Origin of the sequence: Staphylococcus nepalensis (assembly GCF_014635045.1) — a bacterium.
Taxonomy (GTDB): domain Bacteria; phylum Bacillota; class Bacilli; order Staphylococcales; family Staphylococcaceae; genus Staphylococcus; species Staphylococcus nepalensis.
Genome location: NZ_BMCF01000004.1, coordinates 46,807 through 68,637, shown reverse-complemented (window position 1 = coordinate 68,637; position 21,831 = coordinate 46,807). Strand labels below are relative to the sequence as shown.

General features: G+C 33.7%; 18 protein-coding genes. 17 read left to right on the top strand and 1 reads right to left on the bottom strand.

All coding sequences use genetic code 11. From position 1 onward, the window contains the following. Nucleotides 1–53 precede the first annotated feature (53 nt). The 16 genes from truB to rny all read left to right on the top strand — a co-directional run bounded on the left by truB (nt 54) and on the right by rny (nt 20,088). Entirely contained in the window at nt 54–971 is a 918-nt protein-coding gene (truB, locus tag IEU88_RS07425; RefSeq protein ID WP_096810055.1) for a tRNA pseudouridine(55) synthase TruB, read from the top strand. Between the two features lie 13 nt (nt 972–984). Then, the gene (locus IEU88_RS07420) at nt 985–1,956 is read left to right on the top strand and encodes a bifunctional riboflavin kinase/FAD synthetase (protein WP_103373590.1); all 972 of its coding nucleotides are present in this window, start codon (nt 985–987) and stop codon (nt 1,954–1,956) included. A gap of 105 nt (nt 1,957–2,061) precedes the next feature. Further along, complete coding sequence (gene rpsO, locus IEU88_RS07415) at nt 2,062–2,331, top strand: 30S ribosomal protein S15 (protein WP_096810053.1); 270 nt, start codon at nt 2,062–2,064, stop codon at nt 2,329–2,331. A gap of 154 nt (nt 2,332–2,485) precedes the next feature. After that, entirely contained in the window at nt 2,486–4,585 is a 2,100-nt protein-coding gene (pnp, locus tag IEU88_RS07410) for a polyribonucleotide nucleotidyltransferase (RefSeq protein WP_096810052.1), read from the top strand. Between the two features lie 362 nt (nt 4,586–4,947). Further along, nucleotides 4,948–6,621 carry a ribonuclease J2 gene (gene rnjB, locus IEU88_RS07405; RefSeq protein ID WP_096810051.1) on the top strand — a complete coding sequence of 558 codons (1,674 nt, stop codon included), beginning with the start codon at nt 4,948–4,950 and terminating at the stop codon, nt 6,619–6,621. 485 nt (nt 6,622–7,106) lie between these two features. Continuing rightward, nucleotides 7,107–9,554, top strand: a complete 2,448-nt coding sequence (locus IEU88_RS07400; protein WP_371871913.1) for a DNA translocase FtsK — start codon at nt 7,107–7,109, stop codon at nt 9,552–9,554. 2 nt (nt 9,555–9,556) lie between these two features. After that, nucleotides 9,557–10,270, top strand: coding sequence for a GntR family transcriptional regulator (locus tag IEU88_RS07395; RefSeq protein ID WP_103372877.1), 714 nt, complete (start codon nt 9,557–9,559; stop codon nt 10,268–10,270). A 10-nt stretch (nt 10,271–10,280) separates the two neighbouring features. Next, complete coding sequence (gene yfmF, locus IEU88_RS07390) at nt 10,281–11,570, top strand: EF-P 5-aminopentanol modification-associated protein YfmF (RefSeq protein ID WP_103372876.1); 1,290 nt, start codon at nt 10,281–10,283, stop codon at nt 11,568–11,570. Next, the gene (yfmH, locus tag IEU88_RS07385; protein WP_096810046.1) at nt 11,570–12,856 is read left to right on the top strand and encodes an EF-P 5-aminopentanol modification-associated protein YfmH; all 1,287 of its coding nucleotides are present in this window, start codon (nt 11,570–11,572) and stop codon (nt 12,854–12,856) included. The genes yfmF and yfmH overlap by 1 nt, the downstream gene beginning before the upstream one ends. A 3-nt stretch (nt 12,857–12,859) precedes the next feature. Then, nucleotides 12,860–13,564: an elongation factor P 5-aminopentanone reductase gene (gene ymfI / locus IEU88_RS07380; protein WP_096810044.1), complete on the top strand. Its 705-nt coding sequence runs from the start codon at nt 12,860–12,862 to the stop codon at nt 13,562–13,564. A 141-nt stretch (nt 13,565–13,705) separates the two neighbouring features. Beyond that, on the top strand, nt 13,706–14,536 hold the full coding sequence (locus tag IEU88_RS07375) for a DUF3388 domain-containing protein (protein ID WP_096810042.1): 831 nt from the start codon (nt 13,706–13,708) through the stop codon (nt 14,534–14,536). Nucleotides 14,537–14,566: 30 nt separating this feature from the next. Further along, a complete protein-coding gene (locus IEU88_RS07370; RefSeq protein WP_096810040.1) occupies nt 14,567–14,959 on the top strand; it encodes a helix-turn-helix domain-containing protein in 393 nt (130 codons plus the stop codon). A 48-nt stretch (nt 14,960–15,007) separates the two neighbouring features. Continuing rightward, nucleotides 15,008–15,586, top strand: coding sequence for a CDP-diacylglycerol--glycerol-3-phosphate 3-phosphatidyltransferase (gene pgsA, locus IEU88_RS07365; RefSeq protein WP_103372875.1), 579 nt, complete (start codon nt 15,008–15,010; stop codon nt 15,584–15,586). Nucleotides 15,587–15,816: 230 nt separating this feature from the next. After that, nucleotides 15,817–16,962, top strand: a complete 1,146-nt coding sequence (locus IEU88_RS07360; RefSeq protein WP_103372874.1) for a CinA family nicotinamide mononucleotide deamidase-related protein — start codon at nt 15,817–15,819, stop codon at nt 16,960–16,962. A gap of 171 nt (nt 16,963–17,133) precedes the next feature. Then, entirely contained in the window at nt 17,134–18,189 is a 1,056-nt protein-coding gene (gene recA / locus IEU88_RS07355) for a recombinase RecA (RefSeq protein WP_096810034.1), read from the top strand. Between the two features lie 339 nt (nt 18,190–18,528). After that, complete coding sequence (gene rny, locus IEU88_RS07350) at nt 18,529–20,088, top strand: ribonuclease Y (protein WP_096810032.1); 1,560 nt, start codon at nt 18,529–18,531, stop codon at nt 20,086–20,088. A gap of 509 nt (nt 20,089–20,597) precedes the next feature. Here rny and IEU88_RS07345 read toward each other — a convergent pair. Continuing rightward, nucleotides 20,598–20,813, bottom strand: coding sequence for a hypothetical protein (locus tag IEU88_RS07345; protein WP_096810030.1), 216 nt, complete (start codon nt 20,811–20,813; stop codon nt 20,598–20,600). Nucleotides 20,814–20,978: 165 nt separating this feature from the next. On the opposite strand from IEU88_RS07345, the gene IEU88_RS07340 reads away from it, so the two are divergent. Then, nucleotides 20,979–21,767: a TIGR00282 family metallophosphoesterase gene (locus IEU88_RS07340; protein WP_096810028.1), complete on the top strand. Its 789-nt coding sequence runs from the start codon at nt 20,979–20,981 to the stop codon at nt 21,765–21,767. Nucleotides 21,768–21,831: the final 64 nt, after the last annotated feature.

Below are 21,831 nucleotides of genomic sequence, written 5' to 3'. Positions count from 1 at the left end.
GTGTTAATATAAATAAGGAATGATATAAAAGAACGTTTAAAGGTGGCGTAAGCATGTATAATGGTATATTGCCAGTTTACAAAGATCGTGGTTTAACAAGTCACGATGTTGTATTTAAATTGAGAAAAATTTTGAAGACAAAAAAAGTAGGACATACTGGTACGTTAGATCCAGAAGTATCAGGCGTGTTGCCAATTTGTATAGGGTCAGCTACTAAGGTGAGTGACTACATTATGGAAATGGGCAAAAACTATGCTGCAACTGTCTATTTAGGGTACAGCACCACTACAGAAGACCAAACTGGTGACATTTTAGAAAAAGAGATAATCAAGGAAAATGCGGTGTCATCTGAACAAGTGGATTATACTTTAGATCAATTTAAAGGAATTATTACTCAAATTCCGCCCATGTATTCTTCAGTAAAAGTAAAGGGAAAAAAACTTTATGAATATGCAAGAAATAATGAAACAGTAGAAAGACCATCTAGAGAAGTTAAAATTTATAATATTCAACGGGTATCTGACTTACGTTTTACAAACCATGGTTGTCAATTTGATATCCACGTGGAATGTGGAAAGGGAACTTATATTAGAACGTTGGCAACAGATATAGGGAAAGCACTCGGCTTACCGGCGCACATGTCTCAATTAACTAGAACACAAAGTGGTGGTTTTGATATTAAGGAAAGTTTGGCGGTCGACGACATCAAGTCACTACATGAGCATGAAACATTACAAGCATGCCTTTTTCCTATAGAATATGGATTGAAAGGTCTGAAAAGAATTGACATTTCAAATGAAAAACAAAAATTTCAGATTCTAAACGGTCAAAAATTTAATGTAAATGAATTTGAGCAACCAATTGATACGGTGGTTGTGATGTTTGACATGAAAGATAATAAGGCGTTAGCCATTTATACACCACATCCAGATAAACCATATGAAATTAAACCCAAGAAGGTATTTAACTAAAGGAGAAATACGCATGAAAGTAATTGAAGTAACTCATCCAATTCAAGAAGATCAATATATTTCAGAAGATGTTGCAATGGCTTTTGGCTTCTTTGATGGCATGCACAAAGGTCATGCAGAGGTATTTGATACTTTAGAAAAAAAAGCACAAGAATCGGATTTAAAAAAAGCAGTAATGACTTTTGATCCCCATCCGTCAGTGGTGTTAAATCCTAAACTTAAACGAACGGATTATTTAACACCTATTCAAGATAAAATAGAAATTTTAGAATCTTATGGTATTGATTATTGTATCGTCATTAATTTTTCTTCTAAATTTGCAAATGTCAGCGCAGAAGAGTTTATTCAAGATTATATTATTAATAATCATGTTAAAGAAGTGATAGCAGGATTTGATTTCACCTTTGGTAAATTTGGTAAAGGTAACATGCTCATATTAAGTGAAATGTCCGAATTTAATACAACTATCGTGAGTAAACAAGAAATTAAATCAGAAAAAATATCTACTACTGAAATTAGAAAAGCGCTGAAAAGCGGAGAATTACAAAAAGCAAATGATGAGTTAGGTTATCGCTATCTTATCAAAGGAACAGTTGTACAAGGTGAGAAACGCGGACGTACAATTGGTTTCCCAACTGCAAATGTACAGCCCAGTGGAGATTACGTGTTACCTAAAAACGGCGTCTATGCCGTAAGTATGAAAATAGGCGCTGAAGAAATAATTTATCGTGGCGTCGCAAATGTTGGTGTGAAACCAACATTCCATGACCCTTCTAAGGCTCAAGTGGTCATAGAAGTTAACTTGTTTGATTTTCATGAAAATATTTATGGTGAGCGCGTCATTGTTTATTGGCATCATTATTTAAGACCAGAAGTTAAATTTGATGGTATTGACCCTTTAGTAGAACAAATGAATAAAGATAAAGAAAAGGCGAAATACTTACTTTCTGTTGATTTTGGCGACGAAATATCATATAATATTTAAGTCTAATGTGTTTCACACATTGAAGGCACCTTTACCTTGGCAGTTCGAGACTCCGACGGTCTGCTCAGATAAAGGCGCATAAAAATAAAAAGGAGGAAATTGACTATGGCAATTTCACAAGAACGTAAAAATGAATTAATTAAAGCATATCGTACACACGAAGCGGACACTGGTTCTCCAGAAGTACAAATCGCTGTGTTAACTGCAGAAATTACTGCATTAAACACTCACTTACGTGAACATACGAAAGACCACCATTCACGTCGTGGACTATTAAAAATGGTAGGTCGTCGTAGACACTTATTAAACTACTTACGTAGCAAAGATATTCAACGTTACCGTGAATTAATTAAATCATTAGGTATTCGTCGTTAATCTTTAGACGTATATGAATGGGGAAAGAACCTTTGGGGTCTTTCCCTTTTTTATAATTTGATATTTGAAACTATATAATAAGTTATATACTAATATAAATAATGATTGATAAATGATATGATAGGACTAATAGATAAATGAGAGGAGATTCATAATGTCTCAAGAGAAAAAAGTTTTTAAAACTGAATGGGCAAATAGATCTTTAACGATTGAAACGGGACAGCTTGCAAAACAAGCAAACGGTGCGGTACTTGTTAGATATGGTGAAACAGTCGTGTTATCAACTGCTGTCGCCTCAAAAGAACCTCGTGATGGTGACTTTTTCCCATTAATGGTTAACTATGAAGAAAAAATGTATGCTGCAGGTAAAATACCAGGTGGCTTTAAAAAACGTGAAGGACGTCCAAGTGACGAAGCTACATTAACAGCACGTTTGATTGATAGACCAATCAGACCGCTTTTCCCAAAAGGTTATAGATATGACGTCCAAATTATGAATACAGTATTAAGCGCTGATCCAGATTGTTCTCCTGAGATGGCAGCGATGATAGGTTCATCAATGGCATTGAGTGTTTCTGATATTCCTTTCCAAGGGCCCATTGCAGGTGTGAATGTAGGTTACGTTGATGGCGAATACGTGATTAACCCTACAGTTGCACAAAAAGAAGTGTCTCGTCTTGACTTAGAGGTTGCAGGTCATAAAGATGCTGTAAATATGGTAGAAGCTGGTGCGAGTGAAATCACAGAAGATGAAATGCTTGAAGCTATCTTTTTTGGACATCAAGAAATTCAGCGTTTAGTTAGCTTCCAAGAAGAAATTATTGATCATATTCAACCAGAGAAAAAAGCGTTTGTTCCAGTTGAAAAAGACGAAACACTTGTTGAAAAAGTTAAGAATTTAACAACATCATATGGATTAAAAGATGCAGTGTTAACTTTTGATAAACAACAACGTGATATCAATTTAGATGCACTTAAGGAAAAAGTTGCAGCAGTATTCGTTGATGAAAATGATGACGAAAATGAAGATTTAATCAAAGAAGTTTATAGTATTTTAGATGACTTAGTTAAAGAAGAAGTTAGACGTCTAATAGCAGAAGAGAAAATTAGACCTGATGGTCGTAAAACGGACGAAATTCGGCCTTTAGAATCAGAAGTTGGTATTTTGCCAAGAACACATGGTTCTGGGTTGTTTACAAGAGGACAAACTCAAGCCCTTTCAGTATTAACTTTAGGTTCAATGAGTGAATACCAAATCCTAGATGGACTTGGTGAAGAAGAGCAAAAACGCTTTATGCATCACTACAATTTCCCTAATTACTCAGTTGGCGAGACAGGTCCAGTTCGTTCACCAGGTCGTCGTGAAATTGGACATGGTGCACTAGGAGAACGTGCGTTAAGCCATATTATTCCAGATGTTAAAGATTTTCCATATACAGTAAGAATTGTAAGTGAAGTATTAGAATCAAATGGTTCATCTTCTCAAGCTTCTATCTGTGGTTCAACATTAGCGTTAATGGATGCAGGTGTGCCAATTAAAGCACCAGTTGCTGGTATCGCTATGGGATTAGTTACACGAGACGATAGTTATACTATATTGACTGATATCCAAGGTATGGAAGATGCGCTTGGCGATATGGACTTTAAAGTAGCAGGTACATCTGAAGGTATTACTGCTATTCAAATGGATATTAAAATTGACGGGTTAACTAAAGAAATTATCAAAGAAGCGCTAGAGCAAGCTAGAGCAGGTCGCCTAGATATATTAGATCACATGCTTCAAACGATTGATACACCACGTAGCGAATTAAGTGCTTTCGCACCAAAAGTTGTAACAATGACAATCAAACCGGAAAAAATTAGAGATGTTATTGGACCTGGCGGTAAAAAAATCAATGAAATTATTGACGAAACTGGTGTTAAATTAGATATTGAACAAGACGGTACAATATTTATTGGTGCAGTTGATAAAGAAGCAATTGAAAAAGCGCGCAGTATCATTGAAGAAATTACGCGTGAAGCAGAAGTGGGAGAAGTATACGACGGCAAAGTAAAACGTATTGAAAAGTATGGTGCTTTCGTTGAACTATTCCCAGGTAAAGATGCGCTTGTACACATTTCTCAAATTGCGAATGAACGTATCAATAAAGTAGAAGATGTGTTGAAAGTAGGAGACACATTTAAAATTAAAGTTACAGAAATTGATAAACAAGGTAGAGTAAATGCCTCACATAAAGCATTGTTATCTAAATAGCATGTATGCGTAGAGACTAGTAAAATGATGAGAACTTCTTACAATAGAATTTTCGAGATTCTATTGTAAAAATGTTCCAATCAGAAAAACTGGTTTCTTTTTTTATTTCCCACTATTTATGAGTTACAGTTGTGTTTTTTATCAATGCAATTCCGTTTTAAATACTAAATCATTTACATAAAAACTGAATCCAATCTATCTAGCGTTATTGTGAGTTACTTTCCCAATCATAAAAGCGAATAACCTGTATCATTTATGATAAAATAGGGTAGCTACTTTAATAGTGTACATAAGGCCTATTTTAACTTATAATAAACTATGAGTTTACATATGGACGGGTAATTTAAATAGGAGGTAACATTTTGAGTTTAATTAAGAAAAAAAATAAAAATATTCGCATTATCCCGCTCGGAGGAGTTGGAGAGATTGCGAAAAATATGTATATCGTTGAAGTAGACGACGAAATGTTTATGTTAGATGCAGGATTGATGTTCCCAGAAGATGAAATGCTGGGCGTCGATATTGTCATTCCTGATATTCAATACGTAATAGAAAACAAGGATAGATTAAAAGGCATTTTTCTTACGCACGGGCACGAGCATGCTATAGGGGCTGTAACTTATGTGCTTGAACAAGTTGACGCACCAGTTTATGGTTCTAAGTTAACAATCGCATTAATTAAAGAAAATATGAAAGCCCGTAACATTAATAAAAAAGTGAGATATTATACAGTTAATAATGAATCTATCATGCGTTTTAAAGGCGTGAATGTCACGTTCTTTAATACAACACACAGCATCCCAGATAGCCTAGGCATTTGTATACACACATCATACGGTGCAATTGTATACACAGGGGAATTTAAATTTGACCAAAGTTTACAAGGACATTATGCACCTGATTTGAAAAAAATGACGGAGATAGGTGAAGATGGCGTATTTGCTTTGATTAGTGACTCAACAGAAGCTGAGAAACCAGGCTATAATACACCAGAAAACGTGATTGAATCACATATGTATGATGCATTTACAAAAGTCAGAGGTAGATTAATTGTTTCATGTTATGCTTCTAACTTTATTCGTATTCAACAAGTTTTAAACATTGCACAAAGACTTAATAGAAAAGTATCATTCTTAGGACGTTCATTAGAAAGTTCATTTAATATTGCTAGAAAATTAGGTTATTTCGATATATCTAAAGATTTACTTATACCAATTAATGAAGTTGATAATTATCCTAAAAATGAAGTTATTATTATCGCTACCGGTATGCAAGGAGAACCAGTTGAAGCTTTAAGTCAAATGGCGCAAAAGAAACACAAAATCATGAATATAGAAGAGGGAGATTCCGTCTTCTTAGCAATTACTGCATCTGCTAACATGGAAGTTATTGTAGGTAATACATTAAATGAACTTGTCAGAGCAGGCGCAGAAATCATTCCAAATAGCAAGAAAATCCATACCTCTAGTCACGGGTGTATGGAAGAATTAAAAATGATGATAAATATCATGAAGCCAGAGTACTTCATCCCAGTAAATGGAGAATTTAAAATGCAAATTGCGCATGCTAAGTTGGCTAATGAAGCAGGTGTGCAACCTGAAAAAATATTCCTAGTTGAAAAAGGCGATGTCGTTAATTATGATGGGGAAGAAATGATTTTAAATGAAAAAGTAAACTCTGGGAATGTGCTTATTGATGGTATTGGCGTAGGTGATGTAGGTAATATTGTATTACGCGATCGTCATTTACTTGCAGAAGATGGCATCTTTATTGCAGTTGTAACTTTAGATCCAAAAAATCGTCGAATAGCTGCTGGGCCTGAAATTCAGTCGCGAGGCTTTGTCTACGTTAGAGAAAGTGAAGCTTTATTAAGTGAAGCAGAAGAGAAAGTGCGTGAAATTGTTGAATTGGGCCTACAAGAAAAACGAATTGAATGGTCAGAAATCAAACAAAGTATGCGTGACCAAATCAGCAAGTTGCTTTTTGAAAATACAAAACGCCGTCCAATGATTATCCCAGTAATATCTGAAATTTAATAATTTCTATTCTAAAACAAAGAGGTTTAGACAAACGCTTAAGGAAAAATATTTAAAAGTAGATTATATGTATGTTATATCTAGATATAATGTACATACAACCTTTAAATAGACTTAGAGCGAATAATGTCTTACCTCTTTTATGTTATTATAAGTATGTAATGAAATGAGAGAACAGTAATCATATGTTTCTAAAAATGACTGCGTGATTTCGTTCCAATAAAAATAGCTAAAGCGAAAATGTAGGGGCGTTAAATACTTTAAAATACCAGGATACATGTATTTTAGTTTATTAATCTGTCTATGGAGTTTAATAGTTTTTATGCAAAAGTTCCCGATTTTGTGTGCGCTTTCCTTGGATATTACTACCAGAGGGACAAATCAATTTTATTGAAAATGAGTTTGCTGTCTGGTTTCTATGATTACAATACATAAAATGATTTAATTATAAACAAATATAAATTAGATTTGAAAAGAAGGTGTGAATGTTGGCACAAACCAAAAAGAGATCAACAGCAAAGAAAAAAACATCGAATACTAGAAAAAAATCAACAAACAATAAAAAGAAACAGGGCGAAAGTCCTTTAAGATATATTATAGCAATTGTAGTTTTTATCGCTATCATTCTTGGTATTTTCCAATTAGGTATTATAGGTACAATGATAGATAGTTTCTTTAATTATTTGTTTGGTACAAGTAGATATCTGACATATATATTAATATTAATTGCTACAGTATTTATCACTTACTACAAGGCGTTGCCCAAAACGCGTCGGACAACAGGTGCATTTGTTTTGCAAATAGCCTTATTACTTGTTACGCAAGTAGTGTATTATTTTAGCCATAAAGCGCAATCACTTAGAGAGCCAGTTTTGTCTTATGTTTATAATGCTTATAAACAAACTATATTTCCTAATTTTGGCGGGGGCTTACTAGGACATTATTTATTAACGTTGCTTGTACCATTGATTTCTATTGTTGGAGTTATGATAGTTACTTTATTATTAATGGTTTCTAGTTTTATTTTATTAACAAAAAATAGACATAGGGACGTATCTAAAGTGGCATTTGAAAAAATGAAAGTTAAAAGTCAAGATGCTTCTGAACAGCTTAAAGAGCGCCGTAAAGAAAATAAAATTAAAAAAGATGCTAAAGCACGTATTAAAGCTGAGAAAAAAGCAGAAAAACAAGCTGAGCAAGAAAAACAGATGCAAGCACAAAATACTGTGAAAGATGTGAGTGATTTACCTGAAATCAGTAATGCTACGTCTGAACAACAAGTCATTCCGATATATGGGCATAGTGATAATGAAAATGAGTCTACACAACAAGACCAAGCACAAAAAAATAAGAGCATAAAGCGTGTGTATGACCAAGATAATCACGTGGCTCAAAAGCCTATTGATCATCAAAGTCAAAACGTAACCAAGCCATCATCAATTGAATCAGATCAAGAAGAATCACAGCTTGACGAAGACGCTTCAAACTCTATATCTGAAGCAGGGGAAGTTGAAAATGAAGCCTATAAGATTCCACCATTAACTTTGTTAAAACAACCAGCTAAACAAAAAACAACATCTAAAGCAGAAGTACAAAAGAAAGGTCAACTGCTAGAGAATACTTTGAAAAACTTTGGTGTAGATGCTAAAGTCACACAAATCAAAATAGGTCCTGCAGTTACGCAATACGAAATACAACCTGCACAGGGGGTTAAAGTGAGTAAAATTGTCAATTTGCACAGCGATATTGCTTTAGCTTTAGCTGCCAAAGATATACGTATAGAAGCTCCAATTCCAGGTCGTTCTGCGGTAGGGATTGAAGTTCCAAATGATAAGATATCGCTTGTCTCACTTAAAGAAGTTTTAGATGAAAAATTCCCTGCTTCTAATAAATTAGAGGTGGGGTTAGGTAGAGATATTTCAGGAGATCCTATTACAGTTGAGCTAAATAAAATGCCCCATTTACTTGTAGCAGGTTCTACAGGAAGCGGGAAATCCGTTTGTATTAATGGTATCATCACAAGCATTCTGTTGAATGCTAAACCACACGAGGTTAAACTGATGTTAATTGATCCAAAAATGGTGGAATTAAACATATATAATGGCATTCCTCACTTACTCATACCGGTTGTGACTAACCCTCATAAAGCTTCACAAGCTTTAGAAAAAATAGTAGCAGAAATGGAAAGACGGTATGATTTATTTCAGCATTCTTCTACAAGAAATATTGAAGGTTATAACGAAGCGATTAGAAAACAAAATGAAGAATTAGACGAAAAACAATCTGAACTACCTTATATTGTAGTCATAGTAGATGAATTAGCTGATTTGATGATGGTTGCAGGTAAAGAAGTGGAAAATGCAATACAACGTATTACTCAAATGGCACGTGCTGCAGGAATACATTTGATTATTGCAACACAACGCCCGTCGGTAGATGTGATTACCGGTCTGATCAAAAATAACATACCATCGAGAATCGCATTTGCTGTAAGTTCTCAAACGGATTCCAGAACAATTATTGATAGTGGCGGTGCAGATAAATTACTTGGTAAAGGTGATATGTTATATGTGGCTAATGGCGGTTCGACAAGAACACGTGTCCAAGGCGCATTTTTAAGTGACCAAGAAGTTCAAGATATCGTGAATTATGTCGTAGAGCAGCAAAAAGCAAATTATGTGAAAGAAATGGAGCCAGATGCGCCAGTTGAAAAGTCTGAAATGAAGAGTGAAGATGCACTGTACGATGAAGCATATTTATTTGTAATCGAACAACAAAAAGCAAGTACATCGTTACTACAAAGACAATTTAGAATAGGTTACAATCGTGCTTCAAGATTGATGGATGATTTAGAACATAATCAAATTATTGGACCACAAAAAGGGAGTAAACCTAGACAAATACTTGTGGATTTAGATAGTGATGAGGTGTAAATATGGAATTAACTTCTGTTTATAAAGTAAAAGAATGGATGATTCAAGAAATAAATTCTGGCGCATTAAAACCAGGTGATCATTTGCCAAGCAACCTATATATAGCAAGAAAGTTAAATGTGAAAACAGACGATGTATATGACGCAGTCGACGAACTTATTACCGAACAAGTATTATCAAATAATTTAGAAGAAGGGGCTAGTGTTAAACCGCTACACCCATTCTTCTACCCATTAGATGAGTTAGTAAGTATTAGCAAGATGATTGAAAATCAAGGATATCGTGCTAGTACAGAATATCTTAATTTAGACGAAAAGCCAGCTACATCTTTAGATGCAAAAAGGTTAAATGTACCTGACAAAGCACAAGTCACAATCATTGAACGCGTTAGAATGGCTGACCGAATGCCAGTTGTTTATTGTTTAGATAAACTGCCTACGACAGATTTAACATGTGCGCAATATCAAAATAGTGATGAATCTTTATTAAATGCAATTGAATTTTACGCTTCTAAAAAAGTAGCATATGCGGAAACAGAAATTGAAGCTATTAGTTATGAACCACATATTTCAGATGTTTTAGACGCCTCACCACATGAGGGACTTATGCTCTTGAAATTAATTCACTACGATATGGATGATCAACCAATACTTTATTCTTTTAATTATTTCAAAAGTAGTTTAGTAAAGTTTAAAACGGTTAGAAATAGTATATAATAATAAAATTATGAAAGCGGGGTATGAGAATTTGAACATAATTCAAAAGCAAAACGATTTGCATATTAAAGTACTACCAACTACTAAATTCAAAACAACGACGATTACATTGAAATTTATGGCGCCATTAGATAGCAAAACAATGACAGCACGCTCTATACTAAGTAAGTTATTAGTGCGTGCTACCCAACAATGGCCAACAGATAAGGCTTTTAATCGTCACCTCTCAGAATTATATGGCGCATATGTTAATAGCTTTGTCTCAAAATTCAAAGATAAACATGTAATCACTATTACATTAGAGTTAGTCAACGAGCGTTATCTTTCAGATCAAACGCCATTATTTGAAAAGGGATTAAATTTGTTAAAAGAAATTGTTTGGAATCCGTTAATTTCTAACCAAAGTTTTGATAATAATTTTGTTGCTCAAGAAAAAGCGTTGCTAACTAAAAAATTAGAAGCAATGGTAGATAATAAGTCTCAAATATCTTTTTTAAATCTTTTAAAGCTTATGTTTAACGAGCAACCTTATCGCCATCTTGCATCAGGGCAAGTAGAATACATAGCAGATATAACACCTGAAACTTTATACGATACATACCAATCTATGTTACTTAATGATTATTGTGCTGTTTATGTTGTTGGTAACGTAGAAGAACAAAAAGTAAAATCACAAATTAAATCTTATTTCGATATCAAACCTTTCCAATTCAAATTATCACATGCGACGCCTGTGCCACAAAGGGATAAAGTGCCGCAAGAAATTGTTGAGACAGATGAAGTAGACCAAGCTAAATTAAATATGGGGTTTAAACTACCAGTACAATTTGGCGACAGACAGTATTTTGCTAGTGTTGTGTTTAATACAATGTTTGGCGGAGACCCATCTTCCGTATTATTTAATGAAGTACGTGAAAAGCAAAGTTTAGCTTATTCTATACATTCACAAATTGACGCAAAAAACGGGTTTATGTTTGTACTTAGTGGCGTTTCTATTGATAAATACGAGGTGGCTAAAGACACAATTATTGCTGAATTTGAAAAATTTCAACGAGGGCAATTTAACGAAGAGAAACTTGAACTTGCTAAAAAGGTCATTGTGTCACAACGTCAAGAATCGTACGACAGACCTAAACGTATGATTGAAATATTGAATAATAATATTTTACTAGAAAATGATTTGTCAGAATCAGATTATATTAAACATATTCAAAATGTTACTAAAGCAGAAATTATAGATTTAACAAAACATATAGAGTTAAATACAATCTATGTGTTAACGAAAGGAGGTAATGATTAATGCAAAGTACATATTATGAACAAATCGATGAAACAGTCTACGAAGCTGAGTTAAATAATGGCTTGAAAATGTTTATTATACCTAAAAAAGATTTCCAGAAAACATTTGTTACTTATACCACCCAATTTGGGTCGTTAGATCGCAAATTTAAGCCACATGAAAGCGATGATTATGTTACAGTCCCAGATGGTGTGGCGCACTTCTTAGAACATAAATTATTTGAAAATGAAGAAGAAGACTTGTTTACAGCTTTTGCCGAAGACAATGCCCAAGTGAATGCTTTTACTAGTTTTGACCGCACAAGTTACTTATTTAGCGCGACAGATCATATTGAAAGTAATATTAAACGTTTACTAACAATGGTTGAAACCCCATACTTTACAAAAGACACAGTAGACAAAGAAAAAGGTATTATTGCTGAAGAAATTAAAATGTATCAAGAACAACCTGGTTATAAACTAATGTTTAATACTTTAAAAGCAATGTATGATTCACATCCGATTAGAACTGATATTGCTGGCAGTGTAGAAAGCATTTACGAGATAACTAAAGAAGATTTGTATTTATGTTATGAAACATTTTATCATCCTTCTAATATGGTTTTATTTGTGGTAGGTGATGTTGATGTGGAACATATTTATAATGTTGTTGTAGATCACGAAGCGCAGAGAGATAAAATAAATCAGCCTCAAATAGTAAGGGATCCTTTAATAGAACAAGATAATGTGAATGAAACAGCAGTATCTGAAACGATGAAATTGCAATCACCTAGAATCATGCTTGGTTTTAAAAACAAGCCGTTATTGGATGTGCCTGACGAACTGTTTGTTAAAAAAGATTTAGAAATGAGCTTATTCTTTGAAATGCTCTTTGGTGAAGAAACTGATTTTTATCAATCTTTACTTAATGACGAATTGATTGACGAAACATTCGGTTATCAATTCTTACTAGAACCCACATACAGTTTTTCGTTAATCACCAGCGCAACCCAATATCCTGATAAATTAAAAGCATTATTATTGCATGAATTAGAAGAGAAACAAGGCAAATTAACAGATGAAGAAGCATTTAATTTATTGAAAAAGCAGTTTATTGGTGAGTTTATATCCGGTTTGAATTCTCCTGAATATATTGCTAATCAATATACTAAACTTTATTTTGAAGGCGTTAGTTTATTTGACTTATTAGATATCGTCGAAAGTATTACATTAGAAAGCGTAAATGAAACTTCTAAATTATGCTTAAATTTATCTCAAGTTGTAGATAGTCGTTTGGAGATGAAATAAATAATGAAAGCATTAGTCATAGGTGGGTCCGGATCGATAGGGTCTGCGATTGTTAATCGTTTATTAGAGGATGGTTATGAGGTTATTGTGCATTATAACGCTGCAAATATTGAACAACTGAAATTCCAATTTGAATATAGCCCAGTACAATTTGTACAATGTGATTTACGTCAAGTAGTTAACTTTGACAGCTATTTCAATTTTATTAAAAACTTAGATTGTCTTATATATGCAAGTGGGACTGCGCTTTACGGCCAATTACAAGAGATGACAGATACAATGATTGACGAACATTATCAAATACACGTTCGACAATTTATTAGGATTTGTAGATACTTTATAGATCAATTAAGACAAAGTCACAATGGTAGAATTATAGTTATTTCCTCCATATGGGGAGAGACAGGCGCAAGCATGGAAACAATATATTCAGCGATGAAAGCGGCTCAAATCGGTTTTGTAAAAGCGTTAAGCCAAGAGTTATCGATGACTTCAATAACTGTGAATGCGGTTGCGCCTGGTTTTGTAAGTGGTAATATGCTTAAAGTTTGGGGAGAAGACGAACTTGAAACGTTAACTCAAGATTTACCTCAACAAAGATTTATCCAACCTGAAGAGGTAGCACATACATGTAGTTACCTTTGTAATCCATTAGCTAAAAGCGTTACTGGCACTGTACAAAAAGTGAATGGTGCTTGGTATTTATAAATTTAAATGTAATAGAAAAAATAAACCACCTATGAAACATTCAATGATATAATATTAATATCATACATTAAATGTAATAAACTTGATTGATATTAATTTAAACCAATCGCTGTTATTTATAAACTAAGGGGTGCGTATTCCATGACAGTTGCTACAAAAAAAGAATGGTATCTAGAATATGAAATAACAATGAACAGAGCTGGTTTATTAGGTGATGTTTCTAGTTTGCTAGGTATGATGGGTATCAGTATTGTTACGATTAATGGCATAGATGAAGGCCGTAGAGGTTTATTAATTAAATCTGATAATCTGGAAAAGGTTAGCAGGTTTGAAAATATTGTTACTGAAATTGATGATATCTCTATTACTAAATTACGTAAGCCTGAATTGAGAGACCGTTTAGCAGTACGACATGGTAGATACATAGAACAAGATGCTGATGATAAAAAAACGTTTCGTTTTGAAAGAGAAGATTTAGGTTTATTAGTAGATTTTATGGCAGAACTATTTAAGGAAAAGGGGCATAAATTAATAGGTATAAGAGGTATGCCTAGAGTTGGTAAAACAGAATCCATTGTTGCAGGTAGTGTTTGTGCGCACAAACGTTGGCTGTTTATTAGTTCCACTTTAATTAAACAAACAGTCCGTAGCTCGTTGATAAAAGGGGAATATGACTCTGATCATGTATATATCATTGATGGTGCAGTCACAGGAAGAGAATCTAACCAAAAACATCAAGAGTTAGTTAAAGAAGTGATGAGTTTACCGGCAATTAAAGTAGTAGAACACCCGGATTTATTTGTAGAAACTAGTGATTATGAAATGAGCGATTTTGATTATATTATTGAATTAAGAGAAAACAAAAATCAAGAAATCCATTATGAAGAAATGAAAAAACAAACTGTAAAAAGTAAAAACAACCTTGATTTCGGAGATGATGTTTTTGGCGGTGGTTTTGGATTTTTTGAATAGTGATGGATAATACTGAGGAGGACTAACATCGTGAGTTTAGTTGGTCAAACTTTAAAAGGGCGTCGTGAAAGACTAGGTATGACGTTAACTGAATTAGAAAATCGAACAGAAATAAAGCGCCAAACATTAACATTAATTGAAAATAATGATTTTGATTCACTTAAAAATGCAGATTATGCTGAAGGATTCATACGAAAATATGCAAAAGCTGTGAATATTGATTCGGAACAGCTTATTCATGCACACAGAGATGAAATTCCCAATCATGACAATAATTTAAAACAAACGATGGAAGCTTTTTCTTCTGGTAATCAGCCGACGTATCGTAGTAAAAATAAAGAACCCTTACAATTAGCAGTTATTATAAGTCTTGTTATTATTATTACTGCGATACTATGGATATTAGCAGTATTATTTTTGTAAAAACAGCAGCGCAGTATTAAGTTATATATAGAAATGAGGACACTACATATGAATATACCGAATTGGATAACTGTTTTTAGAGTTATATTAATTCCAGTATTTCTATTATTTGCGTTATTAGATTTTGGTTTTGGTAACGTGAGATTTGTTGGCGGATATGAAATAAGAATTGAATTGTTAATTAGTGGTATTATCTTTATCATTGCGTCATTAAGTGACTTTGCAGACGGTTATTTAGCAAGAAAGTGGCAGCTTGTTACAAATATGGGAAAATTTTTAGACCCCTTAGCAGATAAGTTATTAGTCTCAAGCGCACTTATTGCGCTTGTAGAAATAGGCTTAACAAATTCATGGGTAGCTATTATCATTATTGCCCGCGAATTTGCAGTAACAGGTTTACGATTGTTACAAATTGAACAAGGATTTGTAAGTGCAGCTGGGCAATTAGGTAAAATAAAAACAGCTGTTACAATGGTAGCGCTTGTTTGGATTTTGCTAGGTGATCCACTAGCCACTTGGATTGGCTTCCCTATAGGACAAGTGCTGTTATACATTGGTGTGCTCTTCACTATCCTTTCTGGGATTGAATATTTTTATAAAGGTAGAGATGTATTTAAAGCCAAATAAAGTAATTTAAATTGTAAAATGAATTTTAACTGGAAAGTGTCTTTATCAACACATTTCCAGTTTTTTGATGCTGAAAATGCTTGTTATTCTAAAAATATAAACAAAAGCGAAAGCATTGATGTATATAAAAACGAAATCTTAGGTTTTGAACTAATTTAGATTTATAATTAATATAAAGGGTTAAAAAGCGTATTGAAGAAAAGGTTACTTGCTATCGAGGAGGCAAAATTGTGAACATATCAATTATAGCAGTTGGGTCTGAATTATTACTCGGTCAAATTGCAAATACAAATGGCCAGTATTTATCAAAACAATTAAACGATATCGGTCATAATGTCATCGAACACACCGTGGTTGGGGATAATCCAGAAAGATTAAAAAAGGCTGTGCAAGCAGCTTTAAATCAATATGATGCTGTTATTCTTACGGGAGGGTTAGGCCCAACAAAAGATGATTTAACAAAACATACTGTGGCTGAAATATTAGATAGAAAGTTAATTACTGATGCAAAATCACTTGAATATATAGAACAATATTTCCAAGAACAAAATATTGAAATGACGCCTAACAATAAACAACAAGCATTAGTGATAGATGGAGCTCAAGTGCTAGATAATAAAGTGGGTATGGCGCCAGGGATGCTTATTGAACAAAATGATAAACGCATCGCTTTATTACCTGGCCCACCTAAAGAAATGCAACCGATGGCTAAAAATGAATTACTACCTCACTTCTTAAACGGAGAAAGTACTATTTTCTCAGAGTTATTACGTTTTGCAGGTATAGGTGAATCTAAAGTTGAAACCATATTAATCGATTTAATTGATAAACAAACTAATCCGACAATTGCGCCATTAGCAGGAACACATGAGGTGAATATTCGATTAACAGCGAACGGTGATACAAAACAAGCATGTGAGAAACGCATCGCTCCAGTCAAACAAGAAATATTGTCACGTATCGGTAAATATTATTATGGCTCAGATGATATTACATTAGAAGCATCATTTATGGATAATATGACGCAATCGTTTGCCATATACGATGGAGTGACAGATGGGATATTGTATTCTAGAATGAAGGATTATGATGAATCTAACAAACTAGTAGGTATGTTGCCGCATCACGAACAGTTTGTTAATACTACTGAAGATATTGGGCATCAACTTTCAATTACAGCGGGGATAGTCAAATCATTGTATGACGTTGAAACAGGCATTTCAGTTATCCAAAAAAATGGCACAGTATATTTAGGTATTTTAGAAAAAGAGCATATTGCGATTGAGTCGTTTAAAATGCCTCAAAAAAGGAATTTAATTAAAAATAGGACTCAAAATCATGTGTTAATAAGATTATTGAATTATTTTAAACAATAAAATGTGAAAATGAAAACTTTGAATTTTAGTACGTATGTTCTCTATTTAAGAGAATGCGTACTATAATAAGCGAACAAATATTCGCAAAATACTTGCAGAAAGATTAAAATCAATGTATAGTATGGTTAAGATATTTTACAGAGATAAATCTCATTTAGGAGGTCCAGCGTTTTGGATAATGATCGTCAAAAAGCTTTAGATACAGTAATTAAAAATATGGAAAAATCATTTGGTAAAGGTGCAGTAATGAAACTTGGTGATAACGAAGCACGTAAAGTTTCAAGTGTATCAAGTGGTTCAGTAACTCTAGATAATGCGCTCGGCGTGGGTGGCTACCCTAAAGGTAGAATAATTGAAATTTACGGTCCAGAAAGTTCTGGTAAAACTACTGTAGCTTTACACGCAATCGCCGAAGTACAAAAAAATGGTGGTATTGCAGCATTTATTGATGCGGAACACGCGTTAGACCCAGTTTATGCAGAAGCATTAGGTGTCGACATAAAAAACTTATATTTATCTCAACCAGATCACGGTGAACAAGGTTTAGAAATTGCAGAAGCATTTGTTAGAAGTGGTGCAGTAGATATTGTGGTTGTTGACTCCGTAGCAGCTTTAACACCAAAAGCCGAAATTGAAGGTGAAATGGGAGATACTCATGTTGGTTTGCAAGCACGTTTAATGTCACAAGCGCTTCGTAAATTATCCGGTGCCATCTCTAAATCAAATACAACAGCCGTATTTATCAATCAAATCCGTGAAAAAGTCGGTGTTATGTTTGGTAATCCAGAAACGACGCCAGGCGGACGTGCATTGAAATTCTATAGTTCAGTGCGTTTAGAAGTACGTCGTGCTGAACAACTAAAACAAGGGCAAGAAATTGTTGGTAATAGAACAAAAATTAAAGTAGTTAAAAATAAAGTCGCACCCCCATTTAGAGTGGCAGAAGTAGACATGATGTACGGTAAAGGTATCTCTAAAGAAGGAGAGCTAATCGATCTTGGCGTTGAAAATGAAATTGTGAATAAATCTGGCGCTTGGTACTCATATAATGGTGAACGTATGGGACAAGGTAAAGAAAATGTTAAACTTTATTTAAAAGAAAATCCTAAAATCAAAGAGGAAATTGATCAAAAATTACGCGAAACATTAGGTATTTTTGATGGAGATGTAGAAGAAAAAGAGCAAGAAGAAACACAAGGTACTCTGCTTGATGAAAAAGAAGAGTAAATTATATTTAAAATTTTAAATATAATAAATTTTCTTGATAAAATAAGCGTGTATATTTAAATATACGCTTATTTTTTATGATTATATATAGCTTTGAAAAAAATTAAATAAAAAAATTTACGATATAAAAACGAGATGAAATAAGTAACAGCAATAACTAAAACAAGTTTAGTGTTTAGGGACTTATTCAAATATTGAATTAATGTAGTTGCACACCTTGACACTTCTTAGTTTAAGACCGTACAATTACATTGTATGATTCTTATATAACTTCATATAATCATATTGAATTAAATTTGATATACAGAGCAAAATCCTAGAAAAAAAGGGGGTGTTTGTGTGAATTTATTAAACCTCCTACTCATTTTGCTAGGTATTATTCTCGGAGTTGTTGTAGGGTACGTTGTTGCCCGAAAAGTATTGCATCAAAAGCAATTACAAGCAAGACAAACTGCAGAAGATATTATCGAACAAGGTAATAAAGAAGCAGAGAATGTTAAGAAGGAAAAGCTCCTTGAAGCTAAAGAAGAGAATCAAATCTTAAAAGAACAAAGTGAAAATGAGCTTCGTGAAAGACGTGGTGATCTTCAAAAGCAAGAAGCACGACTTCTTCAAAAAGAAGAAAACTTAGAGCGAAAATCTGATCTACTAGATAAAAAAGATGAGATTTTAGAGCAAAAAGAGTCTAAACTTGAAGAACGACAACAACAAGTAGATGCAAAAGAGAGTAGTGTTCAGTCATTAATAAATAAGCATGAACAAGAATTAGAACGCATCTCTGGTCTCTCTCAAGAAGAAGCTGCTAATGAGCAACTTCAAAGAGTTGAGGAAGAATTGTCACATGATATTGCAATACTTGTTAAGGAAAAAGAGAAAGAAGCAAAAGAAACAGTCGATAAAAATGCAAAAGAACTATTAGCAACTACTGTTCAAAGATTAGCTGCAGAACATACTTCAGAATCTACAGTATCTGTTGTTAATTTACCAAATGACGAAATGAAAGGTCGAATCATTGGTAGAGAAGGAAGAAACATTAGAACGCTAGAAACGTTAACTGGTATTGATTTAATCATAGACGATACACCAGAAGCAGTCATTCTCTCAGGTTTTGACCCAATTAGACGCGAAATTGCAAGAACTGCATTAGTAAATCTTGTTTCAGATGGACGTATCCATCCTGGAAGAATTGAAGATATGGTTGAAAAAGCTCGAAAAGAAGTAGACGACATTATTAGAGATGCTGGTGAACAAGCCACATTTGAAATTAACGTACACAACATGCATCCAGATTTAGTTAAAATCTTAGGTCGCTTACAATATCGTACAAGCTATGGACAAAATGTACTGAAACATTCTATAGAAGTTGCTCACTTAAGTGGTATGTTAGCAGCTGAATTAGGAGAAGATGTTACATTAGCTAAACGTGCTGGTTTACTTCATGACGTTGGTAAAGCTATCGATCATGAAGTTGAAGGAAGCCATGTTGAAATTGGTGTAGAATTAGCTAAAAAATATGCTGAAAATGATACAGTCATTAATGCTATACATTCTCACCATGGAGATGTAGAACCAACTTCTATTATTTCTATCTTGGTCGCTGCGGCAGATGCATTGTCGGCTGCAAGACCAGGTGCTCGTAAAGAAACATTAGAGAATTATATTAGAAGATTAGAAAGACTAGAAACACTTTCTGAAAGCTATGAAGGTGTTGAAAAAGCGTTCGCAATCCAAGCAGGTAGAGAAATTCGAGTTATTGTATCGCCTGATACTATCGACGACTTAAAGTCACATCGCTTAGCAAGAGATATTAAGAGCCAAATTGAAGATGAACTTCAATATCCTGGACATATAAAAGTGACAGTTGTTCGTGAGACTAGAGCAATTGAATACGCAAAATAATGGATGATTAACTTAACCAAGTTAGTCATTGACTGTCAGCAGAGTTATATCGCTTTGTTGGCAGTTTTTTAATTTAATTGTTATCCGTAACACAATAACATTAAAAAAATAAAGATATCATAAAAAAATTTAGGGGATCAATTCCCGTATTCAAAATAAAATACGCCTTCATTTTGAATGAAGGTGTATTTCTGTATTTAAAATCCTACGATTTTGAACATATATTCTCATTTGGGGCACTTTTCAACCCTTTAGTCTTTCGCCCATGCTAATTTTCCTGAAGTGCTACTTCTTAATTTATTAAGTGAGTAGCATAACAGCATTTGTGTGTGAACTTGGCCCATTTATTTTATTATCATCTTTACTGAGGCGAGACAACTAAAAATATAGTGTCCCCCACGGCACTTCCTCTTTAATCTAAAAATCAGTAAAAATTCAATTTTCAAAATGAATTTCTACTGATTTTTAGCATATTTATGACCTAAGTGTTTTCATTTAAAATAATATAATTATTTTAGTTCTAGATCTGCGTTATTTACTTCTTTAATTACTTCAGCGGTGTCGTAACAATTAGTGGAAATATTTGCGTAGCGTTCGGCGAGTCTATACGCATTGATATATAATTCTAAACTTTCTTTTGCGATATCTTCTGGTTTTTCGCTATTGGCAGGGTTAGCTGAAACAACTAAATCAGCAAAATGCTGTGGATCAATATTGATTGACATATCTTACTTACAACTCCTAATTTTTTTGAAATGATACTTAACTACTATCATTATTACCACTAACGAACCTTTTAAAACAAATGAATTTTTATAAATATTTTTGAAAGCACCTTTTCATCACTCATAAATTCAATTAAACTAGCATTAAGAGAGGATGACACGTAAATGAGAATATTATTTATTGGTGATATTGTTGGTAAAATAGGTAGAGAGGCTATTACTAATTATTTACCCAAACTAAAGCAAACATACCGTCCTACCGTTACAATTGTAAACGCAGAAAATGCTGCACATGGCAAAGGTTTGACTGAAAAATTATATAAGTCATTATTAAGAGAAGGCGTTGATTTTATAACTATGGGTAACCACACTTATGGACAACGTCAAATTTATGATTTTATAGAAAATGCTAATCGTATGGTGCGTCCTGCCAATTTTCCGGACGAAGCGCCAGGTGTTGGCATGCGTTTTATTCAAATTAATGAAATTAAATTAGCGATTATAAATTTACAGGGTCGGGCATTTATGCAAGATATTGATGACCCTTTTAAAAAGGCGGATGCATTGATAGCTGAAGCGCAAAAAGAAACTGATTATATATTTGTTGATTTTCATGCAGAAACAACTTCAGAGAAAAATGCAATGGGGTGGTATCTAGATCATAGAGTCAGTGCGGTCGTTGGTACGCATACACATATCCAAACGTCAGATGAAAGAATTTTACCTGGGGGAACAGGGTATATCACAGATGTTGGCATGACAGGTTATTATGATGGCATTCTCGGTATTAATCGTGATGAAGTCATCACGCGCTTTATTACCAGTTTACCTCAACGGCATGTAGTGCCTGATGAAGGACGTAGTGTCTTGTCTGGTGTGATTATAGATTTGAATAAAGAAGGCAAAACAACGCACATAGAACGTATCCTTATTAATGACGATCACCCATTTTAAAATAATCGTCCATTAGTATGAATTTTTAAATAAACCGCGCTTTTCGTAGTAAAAGGGTGGTTTT